Source organism: Xanthomonas cassavae CFBP 4642 (assembly GCF_000454545.1).
GTDB classification, from domain to species: Bacteria; Pseudomonadota; Gammaproteobacteria; order Xanthomonadales; family Xanthomonadaceae; genus Xanthomonas; species Xanthomonas cassavae.
Genome location: NZ_CM002139.1, coordinates 1,265,815 through 1,287,858, shown reverse-complemented (window position 1 = coordinate 1,287,858; position 22,044 = coordinate 1,265,815). Strand labels below are relative to the sequence as shown.

The 22,044-nt window shown below is 66.3% G+C and carries 16 protein-coding genes; 3 read left to right on the top strand and 13 right to left on the bottom strand.

Annotated elements, in window-relative coordinates; genetic code table 11:
- Positions 1–54 precede the first annotated feature (54 nt).
- The 4 genes from XCSCFBP4642_RS0105630 to XCSCFBP4642_RS0105615 all read right to left on the bottom strand — a co-directional run bounded on the left by XCSCFBP4642_RS0105630 (position 55) and on the right by XCSCFBP4642_RS0105615 (position 4,567).
- Complete coding sequence (locus tag XCSCFBP4642_RS0105630; protein ID WP_029218940.1) at positions 55–2,214, bottom strand: carboxy terminal-processing peptidase; 2,160 nt, start codon at positions 2,212–2,214, stop codon at positions 55–57.
- A gap of 360 nt (positions 2,215–2,574) precedes the next feature.
- The gene (gene lipA, locus XCSCFBP4642_RS0105625) at positions 2,575–3,588 is read right to left on the bottom strand and encodes a lipoyl synthase (protein WP_029218939.1); all 1,014 of its coding nucleotides are present in this window, start codon (positions 3,586–3,588) and stop codon (positions 2,575–2,577) included.
- Between the two features lie 14 nt (positions 3,589–3,602).
- Positions 3,603–4,301 carry a lipoyl(octanoyl) transferase LipB gene (gene lipB, locus XCSCFBP4642_RS0105620; RefSeq protein WP_029218938.1) on the bottom strand — a complete coding sequence of 233 codons (699 nt, stop codon included), beginning with the start codon at positions 4,299–4,301 and terminating at the stop codon, positions 3,603–3,605.
- Positions 4,289–4,567, bottom strand: a complete 279-nt coding sequence (locus XCSCFBP4642_RS0105615) for a YbeD family protein (RefSeq protein WP_029218937.1) — start codon at positions 4,565–4,567, stop codon at positions 4,289–4,291. Before XCSCFBP4642_RS0105615 ends, lipB begins: the two co-directional genes overlap by 13 nt.
- Positions 4,568–4,829: 262 nt before the next feature.
- On the opposite strand from XCSCFBP4642_RS0105615, the gene XCSCFBP4642_RS0105610 reads away from it, so the two are divergent.
- Entirely contained in the window at positions 4,830–5,891 is a 1,062-nt protein-coding gene (locus tag XCSCFBP4642_RS0105610; protein ID WP_029218936.1) for a lipid A deacylase LpxR family protein, read from the top strand.
- Between the two features lie 145 nt (positions 5,892–6,036).
- On the opposite strand, the gene XCSCFBP4642_RS0105605 is transcribed toward XCSCFBP4642_RS0105610, so the two are convergent.
- The 9 genes from XCSCFBP4642_RS0105605 to XCSCFBP4642_RS0105565 form a co-directional block, all read right to left on the bottom strand.
- Positions 6,037–7,242: a D-alanyl-D-alanine carboxypeptidase family protein gene (locus XCSCFBP4642_RS0105605; protein ID WP_029218935.1), complete on the bottom strand. Its 1,206-nt coding sequence runs from the start codon at positions 7,240–7,242 to the stop codon at positions 6,037–6,039.
- A 259-nt stretch (positions 7,243–7,501) separates the two neighbouring features.
- Positions 7,502–8,878 carry a septal ring lytic transglycosylase RlpA family protein gene (locus XCSCFBP4642_RS0105600; RefSeq protein ID WP_029218934.1) on the bottom strand — a complete coding sequence of 459 codons (1,377 nt, stop codon included), beginning with the start codon at positions 8,876–8,878 and terminating at the stop codon, positions 7,502–7,504.
- A complete protein-coding gene (mltB, locus tag XCSCFBP4642_RS0105595) occupies positions 8,875–10,023 on the bottom strand; it encodes a lytic murein transglycosylase B (protein ID WP_029218933.1) in 1,149 nt (382 codons plus the stop codon). The genes XCSCFBP4642_RS0105600 and mltB overlap by 4 nt, the downstream gene beginning before the upstream one ends.
- A gap of 456 nt (positions 10,024–10,479) precedes the next feature.
- Positions 10,480–11,871, bottom strand: a complete 1,392-nt coding sequence (locus tag XCSCFBP4642_RS0105590; protein ID WP_029218932.1) for a glycoside hydrolase family 28 protein — start codon at positions 11,869–11,871, stop codon at positions 10,480–10,482.
- Between the two features lie 359 nt (positions 11,872–12,230).
- Positions 12,231–13,349 carry a rod shape-determining protein RodA gene (rodA, locus tag XCSCFBP4642_RS0105585; RefSeq protein ID WP_029218931.1) on the bottom strand — a complete coding sequence of 373 codons (1,119 nt, stop codon included), beginning with the start codon at positions 13,347–13,349 and terminating at the stop codon, positions 12,231–12,233.
- Complete coding sequence (gene mrdA / locus XCSCFBP4642_RS0105580; protein WP_029218930.1) at positions 13,346–15,406, bottom strand: penicillin-binding protein 2; 2,061 nt, start codon at positions 15,404–15,406, stop codon at positions 13,346–13,348. Before mrdA ends, rodA begins: the two co-directional genes overlap by 4 nt.
- A 3-nt stretch (positions 15,407–15,409) precedes the next feature.
- Entirely contained in the window at positions 15,410–15,895 is a 486-nt protein-coding gene (mreD, locus tag XCSCFBP4642_RS0105575) for a rod shape-determining protein MreD (RefSeq protein WP_029218929.1), read from the bottom strand.
- On the bottom strand, positions 15,892–17,256 hold the full coding sequence (gene mreC, locus XCSCFBP4642_RS0105570; RefSeq protein ID WP_029218928.1) for a rod shape-determining protein MreC: 1,365 nt from the start codon (positions 17,254–17,256) through the stop codon (positions 15,892–15,894). Before mreC ends, mreD begins: the two co-directional genes overlap by 4 nt.
- A gap of 172 nt (positions 17,257–17,428) precedes the next feature.
- Positions 17,429–18,475 carry a rod shape-determining protein gene (locus XCSCFBP4642_RS0105565; RefSeq protein WP_003482734.1) on the bottom strand — a complete coding sequence of 349 codons (1,047 nt, stop codon included), beginning with the start codon at positions 18,473–18,475 and terminating at the stop codon, positions 17,429–17,431.
- A 277-nt stretch (positions 18,476–18,752) separates the two neighbouring features.
- On the opposite strand from XCSCFBP4642_RS0105565, the gene XCSCFBP4642_RS0105560 reads away from it, so the two are divergent.
- Both XCSCFBP4642_RS0105560 and XCSCFBP4642_RS0105555 read left to right on the top strand, forming a co-directional pair.
- Positions 18,753–19,685, top strand: a complete 933-nt coding sequence (locus XCSCFBP4642_RS0105560; protein ID WP_029218927.1) for a carbohydrate kinase family protein — start codon at positions 18,753–18,755, stop codon at positions 19,683–19,685.
- A 346-nt stretch (positions 19,686–20,031) separates the two neighbouring features.
- Positions 20,032–22,005: a sigma-54-dependent Fis family transcriptional regulator gene (locus tag XCSCFBP4642_RS0105555; protein ID WP_029218926.1), complete on the top strand. Its 1,974-nt coding sequence runs from the start codon at positions 20,032–20,034 to the stop codon at positions 22,003–22,005.
- Positions 22,006–22,044: the final 39 nt, after the last annotated feature.

Genomic DNA, 22,044 nt, shown 5'->3' with positions numbered 1-22,044 from the left:
ACGAAAACGCCACCGGCAAGCGGTGGCGTTCGTGGATCGGATGCGCAGCGGTGATCAGTCTGCCCAGCGCCCCGGGGCCGTGGACTGCGGCAGCACTTGCGCCGAAAGCGGTTGGTCCTGCGACAGCAGGCCCAACGCATCGGCCAGGATGGCGGCCGACTCGTGCAACAACGGGTCCGGACGCTTTTCTGCCGCCTTCTCACGCGCGGTGTCCTTGACGATATCGCGTTCGCTGCCGGTCAGGCCATCATCGGTGTCGTCGGCAAGCGGATCCAGCGGCAAGCCGAGCTGCTTGCGAATCTGCTGCCGATCCTTGCGCTGCTGGTCCTGCTTCTGGCGCTCGGCCAGGCGCTCGGCCTCGTTCAAGGAAATGTACTTCTTGGCCTTCTCTTCGCGGAACTGCTTGACGTCCTCTTCCCACCACTGGAACTCCTTGTCGGTGGCGATGCGCGCGGTGTGCAGCGTCTGCAGCTTGGGCAGCAGCGGTGCGAAGTTGCCGTACTGGGTGTGCGGCGCGGCAGCGATGCGCGTCCACGGCAGCGCGTTGTCGTAGGTGCTCTCGCCGAATTCGGTGGCATCGACGCTGGCCGGGAAGGCGATATCCGGTACCACGCCCTTGTGCTGGGTGCTCGAACCGCTGACGCGGAAGAACTGCGCAATGGTCAGCTTGACCTGCCCGTAGCGCTGGCCTTCGGCGGCCGGCCACCGGTCCAGGTCCACGATGTTCTGCACCGTGCCTTTGCCAAAGCTGGTTTCGCCGATCACCAGGCCACGGCCGTAATCCTGGATGGCGCCGGCAAAGATCTCCGATGCCGATGCCGAACCGCGATTGATCAGCACGCCCAGCGGGCCATCCCAGGCAACCTTGGGATTGCTGTCGCCATTGACGGTGACCCGGCCACCGGATTCGCGCACCTGCACCACCGGGCCCTGTTCGATGAACAGGCCGGTCAGTTCGATCGCCTCGTCCAGCGAGCCGCCACCGTTGTTGCGCAGGTCCAGCACCACGCCGTCGACCTTGTCGGTCTTGAAGCCTGCCAGCAACTTGGCAACGTCGCGCGTTGCAGATGCGTAATCGGTCGCATTGCGACGACGCCCCTCGAAATCCTGGTAGAAGCCCGGCAGCTTGATGATGCCGATGCGGCGTTCCGGCTGACCGCCCTGGGCCGGCAGTTTGATGGTTTCTCCCTTGGCGGCCTGCTCGGCCAGGCGCACCTTTTGCCGGGTCAGCGTGACCGTGCGGTGCTTGCCGTCGATGCCCGACTCGGCCGGGATGTATTCCAGGCGCACCTGGGTGTCCTTGCTGCCACGGATCTTGGCCACCACGTCGTCGATGCGCCAGCCGATCACGTCCTCGATCGCCCCGTTCTTGGCCTGGCCCACACCGACGATGCGATCGCCCGGCTTGAGCGTGCCGTCCACCGCCGCAGGACCTCCCGGGATCACCTCGCGGATCACCACCATATCGTCCTGCTTCTGCAGCTGCGCGCCAATGCCTTCCAGCGACAGCGACATCTGCTGATTGAACGTCTCGGCGGTGCGCGGGGTGAAATAGTCGGTGTGCGGGTCAACCGCGTTGGTGTAGGCGTTGACGAAGAACTGGAACACATCCTCGCCCTTGAGCTGCTTGACCGAGTCGGCGAGCGCGGCATAACGCTTGTCCAGCGTCTTGCGGATGTCGTCGGGCTTCTTGCCGGCCAGCTTCAGACGCAGCCAGTCGTTCATCACCGACTGCCGCCACAGCACATCCAGCTGCTTGTCATCCGATGCCCAGGGCACGTCCTTGCGGTCGTACTCGAACTTGTCGCTGCCGTTGAAATCGAAGTCCTGCTTGAGCAGGTCGCGCGCGTACTTGACCCGTTGGTCGACACGCTTGCGGTACACCGCAAAGACCTGGAACGCCGGTTCCAGATTGCCACCGCGCAACGCGTCGCCCACACCGGCCTGCAGCGGCGCAAAACCGTCGATATCCGCCTGGGTGAAGAATTGCTTGCCGCCATCGAGCGCTTCCAGATACCGCTTGAAGACATCCTTGGCCATCGCCTCGTCCAACGTGCGCGGCCGATACGCATAGCGACTATCGGACAGCAGGCCATAGACGAGTTTGGTCGCGGTCGCCTGCTCAGGCGTGGCGGCCGCCGGCAGCGCGGTATCGGCGCGTGCGAGCAATGCCATCGGAGTGGTCAACACCAGCGCCAGCAGGCCGGCCTTCATGGACGCAGAAACGTTGTAGGTCATCGAATGGCTCTCGGCACGGGGCCGACAAAAGAACGGCGGTGATCGGATCGGACAGCATGACAGTGCCGAAAGTTGCTGGCGTTGTCATCCGCTGGCTGAATCAGCCTAGCGCCCGGCATGTAGCAGATTGTGAACGAGACCGTACCTCGCTCAGTTGGGCGCCGCCGCCGAATGCAAAACGGCCCCGTGCGGTGCACAGGGCCGAATCGGGCGAGCCAGCAACGTTGAAAACAGCATCACGGCCGTCAATGCGCGATCGCACATCCAGCGCTGCTGCTGGCCGAGCCGACCAGCAGCACGCGACGGTAATCACATGCCAGCCACCGGTACCGCCGCTCAGGCGGCGACGCCGGCGCCTGCGGCCTGCCGGTCGGCATGGTACGACGAGCGCACCATCGGACCCGATGCGACGTGGCTGAAGCCCAGCGCATTGCCGTACTCCTCCAGCGCCTTGTAGTCCTCCGGTGTCCAGTAGCGCATCACCGGGTGGTGGTGCGGCGTCGGCTGCAGATACTGGCCAATCGTGATCATGTCCACATCGTGTGCGCGCAGATCACGCAAGGTGGCCTGCACCTGCTCCATGGTTTCGCCCAGCCCCAGCATGATGCCGGACTTGGTGGCGATGGTCGGATGCTGCGCCTTGAAGCGCTGCAGCAGGGTCAGCGACCACTGGTAATCCGCACCGGGGCGGACGTTCGGGTACAGGTCCGGCACCGTTTCGATGTTGTGGTTGAACACGTCCGGCGGGCTGAGCGCCAGGATCTCCAGCGCGCGATCCATGCGGCCCTTGCCACGGAAATCCGGTGTCAGGATCTCGATGCGGGTGTTGGGCGAACTGGCGCGGATGGCGGAGATGCACTCCACGAAGTGCTGCGCACCGCCGTCGCGTAGATCGTCGCGGTCCACGCTGGTCACCACCACGTATTTCAGGCCCATGTCGGCCACGGTGGTGGCCAGACTGGCCGGCTCGCCGGCATCCGGCGGCTTGGGCCGGCCATGTGCCACATCGCAGAACGAGCAGCGCCGCGTGCACACCTCGCCCAGGATCATGAAGGTGGCGGTGCCGTGGCTGAAGCACTCGTGGATGTTCGGGCAGCTGGCTTCTTCGCAGACGGTGACCAGGCGGTTTTCGCGCAGCTTGGCCTTGAGGGTCTGCACCGCGTTGCCGGACGGAATCCGCACGCGGATCCACGACGGCTTGCGCAGTACCGGTGCATCGACAAACTGCACCGGCGAACGATTGATCTTGTCGCCACCGATCTGCTTGACGCCGGTCTGCAGCGGCGCAGGCGCCGCGGTGTCGCCGGAGACGACCTGCAAGGGGATGGAACGGGCGATAGGCTGGGTCATGACAGTACGGGCGCTCAGGCCGGAAGCGAAAGGTCGGGCAATGCGGAAACGGGCTGCAGCACGAGGCCGAACTGGCGCGCCAGTTGCTCGAGCAGCACCGCCTTCACCGCGTCTATCCCGGAGGGGCCGCCCAAGTCTAGCACCGAGGTCACCTGCAGACCCTGGTAGCCACAGGGGTTGATACGGTGGAATGGCTCCAGATCCATCGCCACGTTGAACGACAACCCGTGGAAGGTGCAGCCACGGCGCACCCGGATACCGAGTGCGGCGATCTTGGCCGCGCCCACATAGACGCCGGGCGCGCCGTCGCGGCGCTCGGCCACGATGTTCCACTCGTCCAGCGTGTCGATCAGCGCCTGCTCGATCTTGCACACGTAATCGCGCACGCCGATCTTGAGCCGGCGCAGGTCCAGCAGCGGATAGACCACCAACTGGCCAGGGCCGTGATAGGTCACCTGCCCGCCGCGATCGACCTGCAACACCGGAATCTCGCCCGGCGCCAGCACGTGCTCAGGCTTGCCGGCCTGGCCCAGGGTGAACACCGGCGCGTGCTCGACCACCCACACCTCGTCGGCCGTGTGCTTAGCGCGCGTGTCGGTGAAACGCTGCATTGCACGCCACACCGCGGTGTAGTCCTGCTGGCCCAGGTCGCGCAACTTCGCCGGCGGGATGGCAACCGGAGCCATGACCGGCTCGACCGCTACAGCGTCCACTTCACTTCCGGATGGTCGCGCAGCGCCTGGTGCGCGGCGTCGAACTGCTCCCGGCTCTCGGCGCGGAAGCCGATCTTGACCGAGACATACTTGCCGCTGGACGAGTGTTTCCAGCTGACGCCTTCCTGCATCAACTCCACGCCGGTGGCGGCGAGCAGACGCGGAAGCTCGGTTTCCAGGCCACGATCAGCCGCGCCCATGGCGCTGAGCTCGAAGGTGCCTGGGAACTGGAAGCCGTGATCGGGGGTGTCGGTGCTGATGTCCATCGTCCCATTATCGGGCCGGTGGAGAGCAAACCCAAGTCCACTGGAGGTCGCTGCGGGTATCTGCCACGCATCACAGCGAACCTGAGGCATGGGCCGACCAGGTGACTACGTCACTCAGCCGGACACACCCATGCAATAGCGCGCCAATCCTGCAATCGAACTCGACAGACAAGACGTCATCGCCGCACGAAATTCACGCGGTGCAGCGGTAGTGGAAGGCACCTTTGCTGAACCTAGCCCACCTTTACTCCCCAGGCCCTCCATGCTCCGATCGCGCGCGTTGTCTGCTGCCCTGCTGCTTTCTCTCACCGGATTGTCGATGCCCGCCCTGGCCGCGGATCAATGCGACTCGAGCCGGCTGGGGCGTACGCCGCCGGCGGTGAATTTCCGTGTCGATAACGACCTGTTCGGTGGGGAGGACCAGGACCAGGGCTATTCCAACGGCGCGGTACTGACCCTGGTGTCGCCCAACCTGGTGGACTACACCGACGACCCCTGCCTGCCGCGCACCGCGCTCTGGGTGAACAGCTACCTGGAACGCCTGCATCCGGGCGAGTTCGATCAGCAGAACATGGTGTTTTCGATCGGCCAGGCGATCTTCACCCCCACCGATTTCACCCGTCACGACGTGATCCCGGACGACCGCCCCTACGCAGGCATTCTGCTGGCAAGTTTTGGCTACAACGCGCGCAACGATGCGTACTTGCGAACCACCCAGTTGCAGGTCGGCGTCGTGGGCCCCTGGGCCTTTGCGCAGGAGGCCCAGGATGCGATCCACGACGCATTGGGCGACGAAAAATTCCAGGGCTGGGACAACCAGTTGCACAATGAGCCACTGATCAACCTGGTCCACGAGCGCATGCGCCGCTGGCCTGCCGATGCCAGCGGCAATGCCGATGGCTTCGGGTGGGATTTCATCTCTCACTGGGGCGGCGCGGTGGGCAATATGGCCACGCACCTGAACGCCGGTGGCGAAGCACGTTTTGGCTGGAAACTGCCCGATGACTTCGGCAGCACCCCCACCCGCCCGGCCGGCGAGAACACCGCACCCAGCCGCCTGGGCCGTGCCAGTGGCTGGTCGGGGCATCTGTTCGTGACCACCGACGCACGCTGGGTGATCCGCGACATCACCCTGGACGGCAACACCTTCCGCAACAGCCACAGTGTGGACAAGCGTCCGTTCGTGGGCGATGTCGGTTACGGCCTGGCCATCATGTACGGCCGCTGGAAGTTCGCCCTCGCCCGCTACCACCGCACCCGCGAATTCGAGACCCAGCGCGAGACGCCGGTGTATGGGAGTTTCACGATCAGCCGGATGCTTTGAGGGATGGGATTGGGGAGTCGGGATTGGGGAGTCGCAAGAGCGGGCTGCTGGTGCTTCGCTGCTGCTCTCGCCTTTGCCAATCCCGAATCTCCAATCCCCAATCCCCGCAAAGAAAAAGCCGGCGTTCGCCGGCTTTTTCTTTGGATCACTCCGATTCCCACCACATCCAGAACGCATCCCAGAGGCGCTTGAAGAATCCGCCCTCCTCGACCGCGTTGATGGCGACCAGCGGGGCCTGGGCGATGATCTTGCCGTCCAGGCTGACATTGACAGTGCCGACCTGCTGGCCCTTCTTGATGGGCGCCTGCAGGTTCTTGGCCACCTCCATGCTGGGCCTGAGATCGTTGTAGCGGCCGCGCTGCAGGCTGACCAGCAATGGCTGGGCCACGCCGAGCTGCACTTCGTCCTGCGCGCCCTTCCAGACTTTCTGCTTGGTCACGACCTTGCCCGGTGCATACAGGCTGTGGGTCTCGAAGAAGCGGAAGCCCCAGTTGAGCAGGGCCAGGCTGTCGTCGGCGCGCTGGCGCTCGGACGAATCGCCCATCACCACCGCGACCAGGCGCTGGTCGCCGCGCTTGGCCGAGCTCAGCAGGCAGTAGCCGGCTTCGGAGGTGTGGCCGGTCTTGATGCCATCCACCGCCGGGTCGCGCCACAACAGCAGATTGCGGTTGTTCTGCTTGATGCTGCCGACCTGGAATTCCTTGATCTTGTTGTAGGCGTAGGTTTCCGGGTAATCGCGCACCATCGCGCGGCCCAGCAGGGCCAGATCGTAGGCGGTGGAATGGTGGCCTTCGGCGCTCAGACCATGCGCGTTGACGAAGTAGGAGTTCTTCATGCCGATCTTGGCGGCATAGCTGTTCATCAGCGAGGCGAACGCTTCTTCGCTGCCGGCCACATGCTCGGCCAGCGCGATCGCCGCGTCGTTGCCGGACTGGATCGCCATGCCCTTTTCCATGTCTTCCAGACGCGCGGTCTGGTTGACCGGGAAGCCGCTATAGCTGCCATCGGTGCCTGCGCCACCTTCGCGCCAGGCGCGCTCGCTCATCATGACCTGGTCGTCGCGGGTGACCTTGCCGTTCTTGATCTCGGCGGCCACCACATAGGAGGTCATCACCTTGGTGATCGAGGCCGGCGCCAGTTGCTGGTGGATGTTCTCGCCGGCCAGCACCTGCCCGGTGGCGTAGTCCATCAGGATCCAGGACTTGGAGACGGCCGGCGCGGGCGCGGGCGGAACCGGGACGGCGGCCGGCGCAGCGGCAACGGCAGGCGTCGGCTGCGGCGCAGGGGTCTGCGCGCAGACCAGGCCAAAGGCAAACGTGGCCACCGCAGCGGCGGCGAAGCGGAATTTCATTGAAGAACGACTCCTGACGGGCCCGAAGGCTGGGTAATGCGAAATTGTAAGGCGCCACGGCGATCAGGGCGACGCACGCGATGCTGCGCGCGCCTGCGCAGTTCAGCGATGGCGGCAGACGACGCGCCGAACGTGGCTGACGCGCTGGGCGATCGAGCAAGCTGCATTGGGCGCGTCGTGATCGCGGCTGCCCGACGCTACCTGTCGATAGCGGGCGCCGGCCTACCCGCCGACGCCTTGGCTGCCGGATCGATCGTCGCTAGTTGGCGACGATCTGCGGGCGCCCGAAGCCCAGGCCGGCGATGCGCTGCGCGATTTCCGAGGCATTGGCGTGATCGCGTGCATTGACGCGCAGGCGCCACAAGGTACGTCCGCCACTGACGATATCGCTGACGCTGGCTCCGGCGATGCCGGCCGATGCCAGCTGCGACAGCGCGCGATTGGCATTTTCGCGGCTGGCGAAACTGGCAACCTGCAACAGGATGTCGCCCAGCGCGGATTCGGCGGCGCTGGGCGCCCTGGCCGGAACCGGATCGACCTTGACCGGGCGCGCAGGCGCGCTCGCCGGCGCCTTGACCACCGCGACGGCAACCGGCGCAGCAGCAGCCGGACGCGGCGTGGCGGCCGCCGGCTTGCCGGTGGCCACACGTACGCCCTGCGCCTGCATCCAGGCATCGAAATTGTCGGCATTACCGGGCTGGCGCGAATCGGCCACGCGATAGCGCCACCGTTCGCCGGCCGGGATGACCACAGCGCCATTCGAGGCAGCGGCAGGCGCGGCAACCACCGTACCTGCGCTCGCCGCCGCACGTGGCGGCACGGTGCGGGTGGGCAGGCGCTGCACCAGACCATCGATCTGGCTGCTGCCCGCAACAGGCCGCGCCGTGGCAACGGCCGTAGAGGCCGGCTGGCTGCGGCGGCGCTTGGCCAGCAGGTTGCCGTTATCGGCTTCGGTCAGCCCGCGCACTTCCACATTGCCGGTGCCCTTGCCGGTGATGCCCAGCTTGACCGCCGCGGCGTAGCTCAGATCGATCACGCGTCCGTCGTGAAACGGACCGCGGTCGTTGACCCGCACCACCACCGAGTCGCCGGTGTCGGTATTGGTGACCAGTGCAAAGCTTGGCAGTGGCAGGGTCTTGTGCGCGGCAGTGAAGGCGTACATGTCGTAGACCTCCTTGTTGGAGGTCAGCCGGCCGTGGAATTTGCTGCCGTAATACGAGGCGGTCCCGCGTTCGACATAGTCGCCGGGGTTGTCCATCACCACGTAGCGCTTGCCCAGCACCTCATACGGCGAGCGGTTGCCCACCGCCGAGCGCGGCTCGTTGGTGACCAGGGGTTCGGGAATGCAGGCCACGTTGGGCACGTGGTCCGGCGTACTGTCCTTGACGCCGGGTTTGTACAGGCCGCCGGCGGTGTAATCGCCACGCGTGGACGGGTCTTCCTTGGCCGCCGCGTACGGCGACGTGGGGGGGCATCCGGTCGCGACATACGCCGGTCCCTTGCCATCGACCTTGACGCCCTTGATGGCACCGCTACCGGTGCTGCCGGCACCTTTCTTCGGTGCGCTGCTGCAGGCCGCCAGGCCCAGCATCAATGCCATCGGGATCAGCCACTTGGGGCCTGTCATGCTGTTCATGCCGGTGGTAACTCCTTGCCGGCGATGGCCTCGGACAGCTGGAACACGGCCATCGCGTACATCTTGGAGATGTTGTAGCGGGTGATTGCGTAGAAGTTCTGGAACCCCAGCCAGTACTGCTTGCCGTTGGCATCATCCAGGCTGATCGGCGTGGCGGTGCTGCCGGCCACCACCGGTGCGTTGGGGTGATAGCCACGCGCCGACAGGTCGGCCAGCGTATACACCGGCGACCAGTCGGTGGGATTGAATTCCTCGTGGCCGGCGGCCAGCGTAGCCGGCACCGCTACCTGCCCGTCGCGCACCCAGCCGCCCTTCTTGACGAAGTAGTTGGCGATCGAGGCGAACACGTCGTTGTAATCGGTGAACAGATTGCGCTTGCCGTCGGCATCGCCATCGACACCGAACTGGCGGTAGCTCGATGGCATGAACTGGCCCATGCCCATCGCACCGGCGTAGCTGCCGATCAGCGCGGTGACGTCGAGTTGCTCTTCCTTGCCGAGCGCGAACAATTGACCAAGTTCATCGCGGAAAAACAGCTCGCGCCGCACTTCGCGCTCGAGCTTGGCCGGGTCGCCGCTGCGTGGATAACGGAACGCCAGCGTGTATAGCGCATCCAGCACGCGGTGTTTGCCTGCGTTCGTACCGTAGCTGGTTTCCACCCCGATGATGGCCACGATCACTTGCGCCGGCACACCGGTGGCAGCCTCCACCTTGCTCAACTCGGCACGGTGTTCGGCCAGGAACGTGCGCCCGCCATCGATGCGGGCCTGGGTGATGAACATCGGCCGGTAGTCGTTCCACGGCTTGACCCGTTCGGCCGGACGCGACATCGCGGTGACGATGGCGTCCTTGAACTGCGCTTGCGCCAGCGTGGCTTCGATCTGCGCGGCATCGATGCCGTACCGGGCGGCGGTGTCGCGCACGAAGTTTGCGCGGGCGATCTCGAATGGCACCGGGGTCAGGTCGACCGGCGGAAGCGCGGGCGCTTCGGCAGCGGCACTGGCGGGCGTAGCAGACGCTGCCGGAGTACCGGGCGGCCTTGCCGGGGGAGCGCTGGCCGCCGGCGGCGGGAACGGAGGGCTGGGCTGGGTCGCGCAGGCGACTAGGCCGAGGGTGAGCAGGCAGGTCAGGGTGCGTCGAATCATCGGCCGAGGGTAACAGACATCAGATGAACTTCTGGCAATAAGGCCATGAAACGCAAAGACTTTGACTCAAGTCAAGGCGGGCTGCAGCAAATTGGGGATTGGGGATTGGGAAGCGGGCTGAAGACGGGGAGGCCAGGGAACAACAGAACAGGAGGACCAGGGGCCGGCGGGTCGAGAGTGAAACATCGGACCACTGAAGATCGTGGCCTGAGGCCGGGGTCGCAGCCTGCGGCGGCCACAGCGGCCTGTCCAGCAGCGGCCTTGCCAATCGCCCGATGATGGCCGGTTCGCCCAGTGGCTGATCGATCTTGCATGCCGGAACCTGCGCCTGCGCCCATGACTGCAGTTGCAAGGCAGGCTCTTCAGACAACGCCCGGGCAGTGCCCCTCCGGGGCGTCGTTATCGCGTCGGCAGCTGCAGGTCCGGCGCGACCGTTCAATGGCCGCGCCGGATGTCTTACAGTGCCGGGAAGTGCGGCGCGCCCGAGCAGGTGGGCACGGCGCCTTCGACTTGCACGGCACCGGTGGTGACGCCAGGACCGGTGGGCGTCAGTGCACTGTTGCTCAGCCCGATCTTCGCGTTGCTCGCAGTGACCGACGTGTTTCCGGTGACCACATTGGCCAGCACCAGATCCAACGGCGTCTGCGCGTCGTAGCCGCGCAGGATCCAGCCTTTGCCGCCGGCATCGTTGGCACTGCGCAAGCCGTCCACGACGATGGCGCTGAAGGTCGGCTTGGTGCCGCCGCTGCCTCCGGCATAGAACGGATTGATCACCACCGGACTGGTCACGCCGTACAGGCAGGTCGCGCGATAGGTAACCTGGCTGACCGGGCCGCCCTTGACGATGCTGGTCTTAATGCGCAGGCCGTTGTTGTCGGTACTGCGGTTACCCGCATCGTCGGTGGACACCAATGCATTGTTCTCCACCAGCACGTTGCTGACGCCAGACATCACCTCGCTGCCGATCGAGATGCCGTGGGTGCCGTAGAACCGGGAGTTGCGTACGGTGATATTGGCCGACTTGGACGCGATGGTCTTGATCGCCACGCCGTCGTCGCCCCCCATCACGTCACTGTCGTGGATGGTGGCGTTGACCACGCTGTCCAGATCCAGCCCGTCGGTATTGGGGCTGGTGGCCGGCGACTTCACCCGCACGCCCCAGATGGTGAGGCCGTTGACGATATGCGAAAAGAAATGGAAGTACGCCGCATTGATCAGGTTGACGTTGTAGAGCGTGAACGCATTGGAGTTCTGCACCTTGATCAGGTCCGGGCTGTTCTGCACCAGATTGGCCTTCTTGGCGTTTTCGCCGAACTCCCACCACGTGGTGCTCTTGCCCAGCATGGTCAGATCGCCGCGCCCATCGATGGTGCCCTGGCGCCCGCCGGTACGAATGCCCATGACGCCGGCGTTATTGCCCTTGACGCTGATCAACGGCAGGCAGCCACCGCTCTTGGAGGCGGCCACGCCGCAGCCGCTGCCGTAGTCGGCCGGATCGCGTGAGCCGTACAACGTGACGCCTTGGTCGATGACCAAGGTGACATTCGCTGGAATCGAGAGCGGGCCAGTCAGAAACGCGTTGCCGCTGCCACTGGTCAGCAGCACGCTTCCGCTCTTGCAGGTATTTAGCGCGTTCTGGATCGTCGCGGTATCGGGTGGCGTTTTTTCCAGCACATCGTCGAATTGTCGCCCGGCCGGCGTTCGGCTGGCCTTCAAGGGCGGCTGACAACTGGCGGGAATCGAGGGCTCGGAGACAGCACGGGCATCACCGGTGGCGAAGGTGACGGCACCGGCCTGCGTAGCAAGCGTAAGACAGACGCCGCCAATGGCAACAGAAAGCAGTTTCATACAGGAGATCGTCCGAAAGAAAGGTGCACGTGCCCATGCGGGCAACGCGGCGCGGCCGCCGTCGCTGCAGCGGCGTGGCGGACTCTACGGAGCGTGGGGTGCGCCCGTAACAGATGAGCGAATCGGGCACCGTGCGAGCGAAGTCACGCCCGCGCGCTGCGCGCTCCTTGCAACGCAGCGCGCAAAACACGCCACAGGTGCCGAGCTGTCAGCGCGATGACATGCGCGCGTTACGACCGTCAACAACGCGATCGTGCAGGCCTGCTGCGCGCGGAGTGATCGGCGTGACGCAAGTCAGGCAATCTGCCTGGCGATCACAGCGCGCGCGCACGCATGCGATGCAGTGCAGCTGCGCGGCCTCAATACCCATGCACCGGGCGATGCGACTTCACCGCCATCACCAGCCCCAACCCGGCCAGCAACGACACTGCCGAGGTGCCGCCGTAACTCATCAGCGGCATCGGCACGCCCACCACCGGCAGCAGGCCGGAGATCATGCCGCCGTTGACCAGCACGTAGACGAAGAACGCCAGGCCGGTGGCACCGGCGACCAGGCGCGAATAGGTGTCGCGTGCCTGCGAGGCGATCCACAGGCAGCGGCCGATGACAACGAGATACAAGGTCAGCACGGTGGCGACGCCGATCCAGCCGAATTCCTCGCTGAGCACGGAGAACGCGAAGTCGGTGGTCTGCTCGGGAATGAAGTTCAGATGCGATTGCGAGCCCAGCCCCCAGCCCTTGCCATCCAGCCCGCCGGAGCCAATGGCGATCTTGGACTGGATGATGTTCCAGCCGGCACCGAGCGCGTCGTTTTCCGGATTGAGGAACATCATGATGCGGTCCTTCTGGTACGGGCGCAGCAGCCAGAACCAAGCCACCGGCGCAGCCGCCGAGACCCCGCCGATGCCCACCGCCACCCACCACCACGGCAACCCGGCCAGCAGCAGCACGAACACGCCGCTGGCGGCGATCAGCACGCCGGTGCCGAAGTCCGGCTGCAGCATGATCAGTGCGGTCGGCACGCCGATGATCACCCCGGTCACCAGCACGGTGGAGATGCGCGGCGGCAGCGGCATGCGATGCAGATACCAGGCCGCCATCATCGGCAGGCTGATCTTGAGCAGCTCGGCCGGCTGCAGGTAAAACACTTTCAGGTCTAGCCACTGGCGGCCGTATTTGCCGGTGCCCAGCGCGAACACCGCCAGCAACGGCAGCATCGACAGGCCGTACACCCACGGCGTCCAGGCGCGCAGGCGCAGCACCGACATGCGCGAAATGCCCCACATCGCAGCCAGGCCGATGACGAAGCGCACGGCTTGCGCCATCACCAGGTGATCGCCGTTGGCGGCGCCGCCGGCGCTCTTGAGCACCGACAGGCCGATCACCATCAACGCGCCAAGCGCCAGGCACAGCACCCAGTCCAGGCTGCGCGTGAAGCGCGCGGCCATGTCCACCAACCAGCGCAGGATGTCACTCAATGGTCGGTCTCCTGCACCGCATCCGGCACGTCCGGCACCACAGGTTGCGCGGGCGTGCTGGGATCCAGCGCCACCGCAGTCTGGCCGATCACCACCGGCAGGTCTTCCAGCGTGGCGGCGGCCGTATCGCCTGCCTGGCGTGCATCGGTGGCGCCGGCTTCGAACTGGTTGATGCCCACCGCGGTCATGCCCAGTTCGCTGTCCAGCGGCAGGATGCCCGCAGGCATCTTGCCGAGCAGCCAGGCGTCGAAGATCTTGCGCGCGATCGGCGCCGCCGAGCTGGTGCCGAAGCCGCCGCCCTCCACTGCGACCGCGACCGCGATGACCGGGTTGTCGGCCGGCGCAAAACCGACGAACAGGCCACGATGGCGCAGGTGCATCGGCAGGCTGCGCGGGTCCACCGCGGCCACGCCCTTGCGGCTGACCACCTGCGCGGTGCCGGTCTTGCCGGCCATCTGGTACGGCGCGCCGGGCGTGATCGCATACCCGGTGCCGCCCGGGCGCATGGTGTCCATCATGCCCTCGCGCACCACCTGCAGGTGCGCTGCGCTCGGGCTGACCGGCTTGCCCGGCGGCTGGATCATCGGCTGCCAGGGATGGTCGAAGCCGGTGCGCTGCTCCAGCACCAGGTGCGGGCGCAGCAGCAGCCCGCCGGCGATGGCCGATACCCCGCGCACCAGCTGCAGCGGGGTGACCTTCCAGTCGCCCTGGCCAATGGCGATATTGACCGTGTCGCCGGGATACCAGCGCTCCTTGCGGGTCTTGTACTTGTAGGCCGGCGACGGCAGGATGCCGCCGATTTCACCGAGCAGGTCCACCCCGGTGGGCTGGCCGAATCCATAGTCGGACATGTAGCGGTCGAAGCGCTCGATGCCCATGTCCACCGCCAGCCGGTAGTAATAGGTATTGACCGACTGGGCGATGGATTTGCGCAGGTCGGTCCAGCCGTGGCCGCCGCGGTGCGAGTCGCCCCAGCCACGGCTGACCCCGGGCAGATAGAACATGCCGGTGGACAGCACCCGGTCTTCCGGCCGGCGCAGCCCGCTGTCCAGGCCGGCCAGCGCGATCAGCGGCTTGAGCGTGGAGCCCGGCGCCACGCCGCCGAGCACCAGCCGGTTGAACTGCGGCCGCGACGGGTTGTCGTTGAGCATCTTGAAGTCGGTATGCGAGATGCCGTTGACGAACAGGTTGGGGTCGTAGCTGGGCAGGCTGACCATGCCCAGGATCTCGCCGGTGCGCGGGTCCATCGCGATCGCCGCGCCCTCGTGCTCGCCGAACGCGGCCACCATCGCGCGCTGCAGGTCGGCATCCACCGACAGCCGCAGGTCCGCGCCCGACTGCGGCGCGACCCGGCCGACAGTGCGGATCGCCCGCCCCTGTACGTTGGTTTCGACCTGCTCGTAGCCCACCTGCCCGCGCAGGTCCTGCTCGTAATACCGCTCCAGCCCGGACTTGCCCATGTGGGTGAGCGCGGCATTGCCCTCGCCCAGCACCGCCAGGTCTTTTTCGTCGATCCGGCCGACGTAGCCGATGATGTGCGCGAACAACGGCCCGAACGGATAGCGGCGGGTCAGATACGGCTCCAGCTCCACGCCGGGAAAGCGCCAGCGCTCCACCGCAAAGCGCGCCATTTCCTCATCGCTCATGCGCAGCTTGAGCGTCACCGGCAAGAAGCTGCGGCGCGCGCGCCGCTCGCGGTTGAAGCGCTCCAGATCCTCCGGCGCGATCGGGATCACCTTGCCCAGCGCGGCCAGCATGGCGTCCATGTCGGCGACCTTGTCCGGGGTCACGTCCAGGCGAAAGGCCGGCACGTTTTCGGCCAGCAGCCGGCCGGTGCGGTCGTAGATCATGCCGCGCCCGGGCACCACCGGCCTGGGCTTGATGCGGTTGGCTTCCGAGCGCGTGGCGTAGACCTCGTGGTCGAGCACCTGCAGCTTGAAGTACCAGCCGCCCAGGCCGACCAGACAGATCACCACCATCACAAAGCCCAGCACCGCACGGCGGCGGAACTGCTCGGCCTCGGCGTGCGGATTCTTGGGGTGGCGCCGCCCGTGCATGACTTACTTCTTGCTCCGCTTGCCCAGCCGCACCGCGTCCAGCAGCACGAACAGCGGCGGCCACAGCGCCATGCCCAGCAGCGGCGCCCACCAGTAGCTCCACGGCAAGGTCGGCTCGCCGACCGCCAGATGCACCGCCGAAGAGACGATCCGGTCATTCAACAGCAGCCCACCGATCGCCAGCGCCTGCTGCGACACCGGGAAGAAGCGCATCCGCGCGCGGAAGCGTTGCAGGATGAAGGTCATGATCACCAGCCGCAGCGCCTGTTCGCCAAGCAGCCCGCCATACAGCAGGTCGGCCAATACCCCGGCCACGAAAGCGATGCCCAGCCCCACCCGGTCCGGTTCCTCGATCACCCAGTAGGCCAGCACCAGCGCCACCCAATAGGGCCGCAGCGGCTGCACCACCGCCGGCAACGGCAGCAGCCCCAGCACCAGCGCGATCAAGATGCTGACCGGCAGGATCCAGGTATTGCGCATGCGGGTCATTGGTCCGTCTCCTGCGGAGCCGGACGGGAATCGGGAGTCGGGAATCGGGAATCGTTAGGAGCGGTGCTCTGCGGCTGTGGGGTGTTGCGGTTGCCGGTTCCCGATTCTGCGTTCCCTGACGCCTGTGAGCCCTGCGGTGACTCGGGGCGGGAATCAGGGTTCTGGGTGCTGAATTTGTTCGATGCAGGAGTACGCGCGGGCATGCTGGACGGGCGGCTGGGTGCCGGCGCACTAGCAGGCTGCGCACCAGGCTTGGCCGATGTCGGCGTGGACTGGGCGCGCGGCGCAGCGCCGGTACTGGCGGCTGGTGCGGGTGCGGCGCCCGATGCTGCGCCCGCCTCCGCACGTGCCGGATCGGTCGCCGCGCTGGCAACACCGCTCGCCGCCGTGCGCGGTGTTGCCGTCATCGGCAGGCTCGCTGGCGCGGTGGTGGCAGCAGGCGCGGCATTGCCGTTGCCGTTGCCGTTGCTGTTGCCATTCCCGATTCCCAACTCCCCATTCCCCATTCCCGGCACTACCCGCAGCGGCTTGCCCGCCCGCAGCAGCAACACGTCGCGGCCGCGGTCGAGCTTGGCAGCGGGGGTCAGTTCGCCGACCAGGAAGGCGTGGGTGTCGTCCGGGTGCAGCTCGGAGACCTTGCCCACTGGAAAGCCGGCCGGGAAGCGGCCGCCCAGGCCGGAGGTGACGATCTCATCGCCCACCTGCACGCCGGCGCTGAGCGGGATGTCGCGCAGCTCCAGGCGGTCGCCGCGGCCGTAGACGATCAGGCGCACGCCGTTGCGGGCCACGCTGACCGGCACCGCATGGTCGGGGTCGGTGAGCAGCAGCACGGTGGAATGCAGCGGGGTCACTTCGATCACCTGGCCCATCAACCCGCCGGCATCGATCACCGCCTGGCCCAGCAGCACACCATCGCGGCTGCCGGCGTCCAGCAGCAGGCGCTGGCGGGTGGGGTCCAGGTCGATGTCCAGGATCGGTGCCAGCTGCACGTCCAGGCCGCGGCGCTCGGCCACGTTGAGCAGCTCGCGCAACTGCGCGTTGTCCAGCGCGGCGGTCTGCAGCCGGGTCAGCCGCGCATTGGCCACCAGCAGCTGATTGCGCAGATCCCGGGTTTCTTCCACCAGTTGCGCATGGGTGGCGGCGTTGTCGCGCACCTGCGAGCCGATCCGCCCCGGCAACCCGGCCACCGCCCAGATCGGCTGGATCAGCAGATTGGCCTGCAGCCGCACCTGGCTCAACCAGCCGCCCCGGCTATCGAGCGCGATCAGCACCACCGCCAGCACCAGATAGACCAGCAGCCGCAGCGTGGAGGTGACTTCGCCCGGACGGGAGGCGACGGGAGGACCGGCGTAGGAGGGCACGTTCAGGGCCGGGATTGGAGATTCGGGATTGGGGATTCGGGGCGCACTTGGCTGGCCCCGAGACGAATGCGGCTAACACGTGAATCAGCGGAACTGCGGGGCAATCCCGCCGGGCCGTAGGCAGGAACCGCCTTTGCGAATCCCCAATGCCGACTCCCGAATCCCGAACGCCTCACTCCGGCGCGAAGAACTCGTTGCCATGCATGTCCACCAGCTCCAGTGCACGACCGCCGCCGCGGGCCACGCAGGTGAGCGGGTCGTCGGCGACCTGCACGTGCAGGCCGGTTTCTTCGGAGATCAGGCGGTCCAGGTCGCGCAGCAGCGCGCCGCCGCCGGTGAGCACGATGCCGCGCTCGGCGACGTCGGCGCACAGTTCCGGCGGGGTCTGTTCCAGCGCCAGCTTGACCGCCGAGACGATGCCCGACAGCGGCTCGTGCAGCGCTTCGAGCACTTCGTTGGAGTTGATCTTGATCATCTTCGGCACGCCTTCTGCAAGGTTACGGCCGGAGATTTCCATCTCCTGCACCTCGTCCTGCGGGTAGGCGCAGCCGATCTGCAGCTTGATGCGCTCGGCGGTGGCTTCGCCAATCAGCATGCCGTGGTTGCGGCGCACGTAATTGGTGATCGACTCGTCGAAGCGGTCGCCGCCCACGCGCACCGACTGCGAGTAGACGATGCCGTTGAGCGAGATCACCGCCACCTCGGTGGTGCCGCCGCCGATGTCGATGACCATCGAGCCGCGCGCCTCGGTCACCGGCATGCCGGCACCGATCGCCGCGGCCATCGGTTCTTCGATCAGGTACACATCGCGCGCACCGGCTTCTTCCGCCGATTCCTTGATGGCGCGGCGTTCCACCTGGGTGGAACCGGCCGGCACGCATACCAGCACGCGCGGGCTAGGGCGCAGGAAGCGCGACTTGTGCACCTTCTTGATGAAGTGCTTCAGCATTGCCTCGGTGTAGGTGAAATCGGCAATGACGCCGTCCTTCATCGGGCGGATGGTGGTGATGTGACCGGGGGTACGACCGAGCATCTGCTTGGCCTCCGCGCCGACCGCAGCCACCGAGCGCGTGCCGCCGATCGCGCGGTCCTGACGCACTGCCACCACCGATGGCTCGTTCAGCACGATGCCCTGCCCGCGCACGTAGATCAGCGTATTGGCCGTGCCCAGATCGATGGACAGGTCGTTGGAGAACATGCCGCGCAGTTTCTTGAACATCGAGGGAGTTGTTCCTGGGTAAGTCGCGTGCCCTGCCGCCAGACTGGCGAAATTTTGGGCAGAAAACGAAGTCGGCTAGCCTAGCAATCCCCCCCGGGGTGAGCAAGGAAAAATCGGGGATTTCGCCTCGGTTTTCATGTGCCGGTCACGCCGGGCATGGCATGCGGTTGTGGCCCTGATCGGTCGCAGCCGTTACCCTTTGCGCCGCGGCGCTCGCGCCGTCCCGCTGCCATGCCCGGCAACTGGCGGGTATTTCCCTACGCAAAGGCCTGATTCGATGTCCGCACTGATCTGTGGTTCCCTCGCCTACGACACCATCATGGTGTTTCCGGACCAGTTCAAGAACCACATCCTGCCGGACAAGATGCACATCCTGAATGTGTCGTTCCTGGTCCCGCGCATGCGTCGCGAGTTCGGCGGTTGCGCCGGCAACATCGCCTACAACCTGCACCTGCTGGGCGGCGCGCCGATCCCGATGGGCACGGTGGGCCAGGACTTCGGCCCGTACCGCGAGCACTTCGAGACGCTGGGGATCGACCTGTCGCGGGTGAAGATCATCGAGGACCTGTTTACCCCGCAGGCCTTCATCACCACCGACCACGACAACAACCAGATCACCGCCTTCCATCCGGGCGCGATGATGCGCAGCTACGAGAATCACGTGAAGGACGTGCCGGGCGTGACCCTGGGCCTGGTCGGCCCGGACGGGCGCGAAGGCATGATCCAGAATGCGGAAGAGTTCGCTGCCGGCGGCATCCCCTTCATCTTCGACCCCGGCCAGGCGATGCCGCTGTTCAACGGCCCGGAGCTGCGCCAGTTCATCGAGCAGGCCGATTACGTGGTGGTCAACGACTACGAGTCCAACCTGCTGCAGGAGCGCACCGGCTGGAACGAGAAGGACATCGTCTCGCGCGTGCAGGCCTATATCACCACCCAGGGTCCCAAGGGCGCGCTGGTGCATACGCCGGACAAGACCTCCGACATCCCGCCGGCGCACGAACGCCGCGTGGTCGATCCCACCGGCTGCGGCGATGCGTTCCGCGCCGGGCTGATCTACGGCATCCAGCACAATTATGACTGGCTGACCATCGGCCGCATGGGCAACCTGATGGGCGCGCTGAAGGTGGAGCACCCGGGCACGCAGAACCAGCGCTTCGACTTTGCCGAATTCAACGACCAGTTCAAGCAGCAGTTCGGCTACGCGCTGTAACGCGCGCCTTGCCCTTCTCCCACCGGGACAGTGTCCTCCTTTATGGGGGAGAAGGGCGGATGGGCTATGAGCAACGCCTCGTGCAGATTGAACGGTGCCGAGGCTTCGCTCCGTACCCTCAACACGCCCCCGCAACCCCCTCCGCGCTCCTGCGCGCTTGCGCCGCGGGCGCTCCCAAGGCACACGCGCCCACGGCGTGCCAGCCGCGCCTTCCCGCCCCGCAGGCAGAGAGGCTCTGTCGACATCTGGCGTCCGTATCGCCATCCCGTTTGCTGCAATGCAGTTTGAGCAAGGGCCCGGTTTGGGTCTCTACTGGCGTCTCGCGCCCACTGAGGAACGCTGGCCCATGTCAGAGCCAAGCGTTGTCGCTGCCGCTTCCATCAGCCTGCCGGAGATCGAACCCGATACCCTCCGGCACATCCGACGGCTGCGCGACATCGCGCCGCTGGCCGCGCCACTGTCGCGCTCGTGGCGGCGCTGCCTGGACGATTACGCGCTGCTGCCCGAAGCGACCCCCGAGCCACTGGTGCACGACGCACTGCATGTGCGCGAGCGCCAGCAGCGCCTGGGCGAGGTGCTGCGCATCGCCAGGGTGGAAATGGAAAACCTGTACGAGCAGATTGCCGGCAGCGGCTATGCGGTGATCTTCGGCGATGCCGAGGCCACCGTGCTGCACAGCGTGCACGACTCCACTCTGCTGCGCGAATTCCGCCAGGCCGGCCTGTTCTGCGGCGCCAGCTGGGCCGAGTGCCATCAAGGCACCAACGGCCTGGGCACCTGTGCGGCCGAGCGCACTGCGGTGAGCGTGCACCGCGGCGAGCATTACCTGACCCGGCACCTGCCACTGTCGTGCAGCGGCGCGCCGATCCTGGACCCGCATGGCGGCCTGCTGGCGGTGCTGGACGCCTCTACTCCCAATGCGCAGGACAGCAAGCAGATCCAGCGGCATACCATGGCCCTGGTCAGCATGTCGGCCGCGCAGATCTCGCGCTCGCACTTTCTCAATCAGTTCGGCCACGCCTTCATCCTGCGCTTCCATAGCCGGCCGGAATTTGCCGGGCTCCTGCACGAAGCACTGATCGCCATGGATACCGACGGGCGCGTCCTGGCAGTCAACGAAGCGGTGCTGGAACAACTGGGCAAGCTGGACCGCAGCCAGTTGGTGGGCCGCGACATCTCGCAGGTGATGCAGCTGGATTTCGACACCATCGAGCACCGCGCCGGCAGCGACGCAGGCACGCTGTGGTCGATTCGCTGTGCGTGCCACGGGCGGCGTTTCCATGCACTGGTGCGGCCGCCCCGCGCGCGCGCTGCACCGGCGTCCATCGGCGGGGCCGGACAGGTGGCGCCGGAGTGCGACCTGCAGCCGGGCGAGCATGTCGGCTCGGACCCGCGCATGCGCCACAACCTGGCCAATGCGTTGAAGCTGGCCGCGCACCGTGTCTCGATTCTGTTGCGCGGCGACACCGGCACCGGCAAGGAAGAATTCGCCAAAGCCGTGCATCGCGGCTCGCCGTGGGCCAGCAATGCGTTCGTGGCGATCAATTGCGCGGCGATCCCCGAGGCATTGATCGAAAGCGAATTGTTCGGCTACGCGCGCGGCGCCTTCACCGACGCCGCACGCGAAGGCCGCCACGGCAAATTGCTGCAGGCCAGCGGCGGCACGCTGTTTCTGGATGAAATCGGCGACATGCCGCTACCGCTGCAAAGCCGCCTGCTGCGGGTATTGGAAGAACAATGCGTCACTCCTCTCGGCAGCGAACGCGCAGTGCCGCTGGAGCTGCACGTGATCAGTGCCAGCCACCGCGACCTGGCACAACGCGTCGCCTCGGGCGAGTTTCGCGAGGACCTGTACTACCGGCTCAACGGCGTGGTGTTGCACTTGCCGCCCTTGCGCGAACGCAGCGACAAGGCCGAACTGATCCGCACGCTGCTGCGCGAAGAAAACTGCGAGCAAGGCGTGCGCATCAGCGAAGAAGCGATGCACAAACTGCTCAGCTACACCTGGCCCGGCAATCTGCGTCAGCTGCGCAACGTGCTGCGCACCGCCGCGGTACTGTGCAGCGATGGCGTGATCGGCCTGCCCAACCTGCCGCAGGAAATCGTCGATGCCGGCAGCGCGCCCTGCCTGGTCGATGGCCGCGCGGTGGCCGCCGACGACATGTCCGGCCGCGCCGCACTGGATCAGGCCGAACGCCTGGTGCTACAGCAACAACTCGAACGCTACCGCTGGAATGTCAGCCGCACCGCCGATGCGCTAGGGATCAGCCGAAATACGCTGTATCGCAAGCTGCGCAAGCACGGTCTGGATACCGGGTGAATCGGGAATCGGGAATCGTAGAGCCAAGCACCCTTGCTC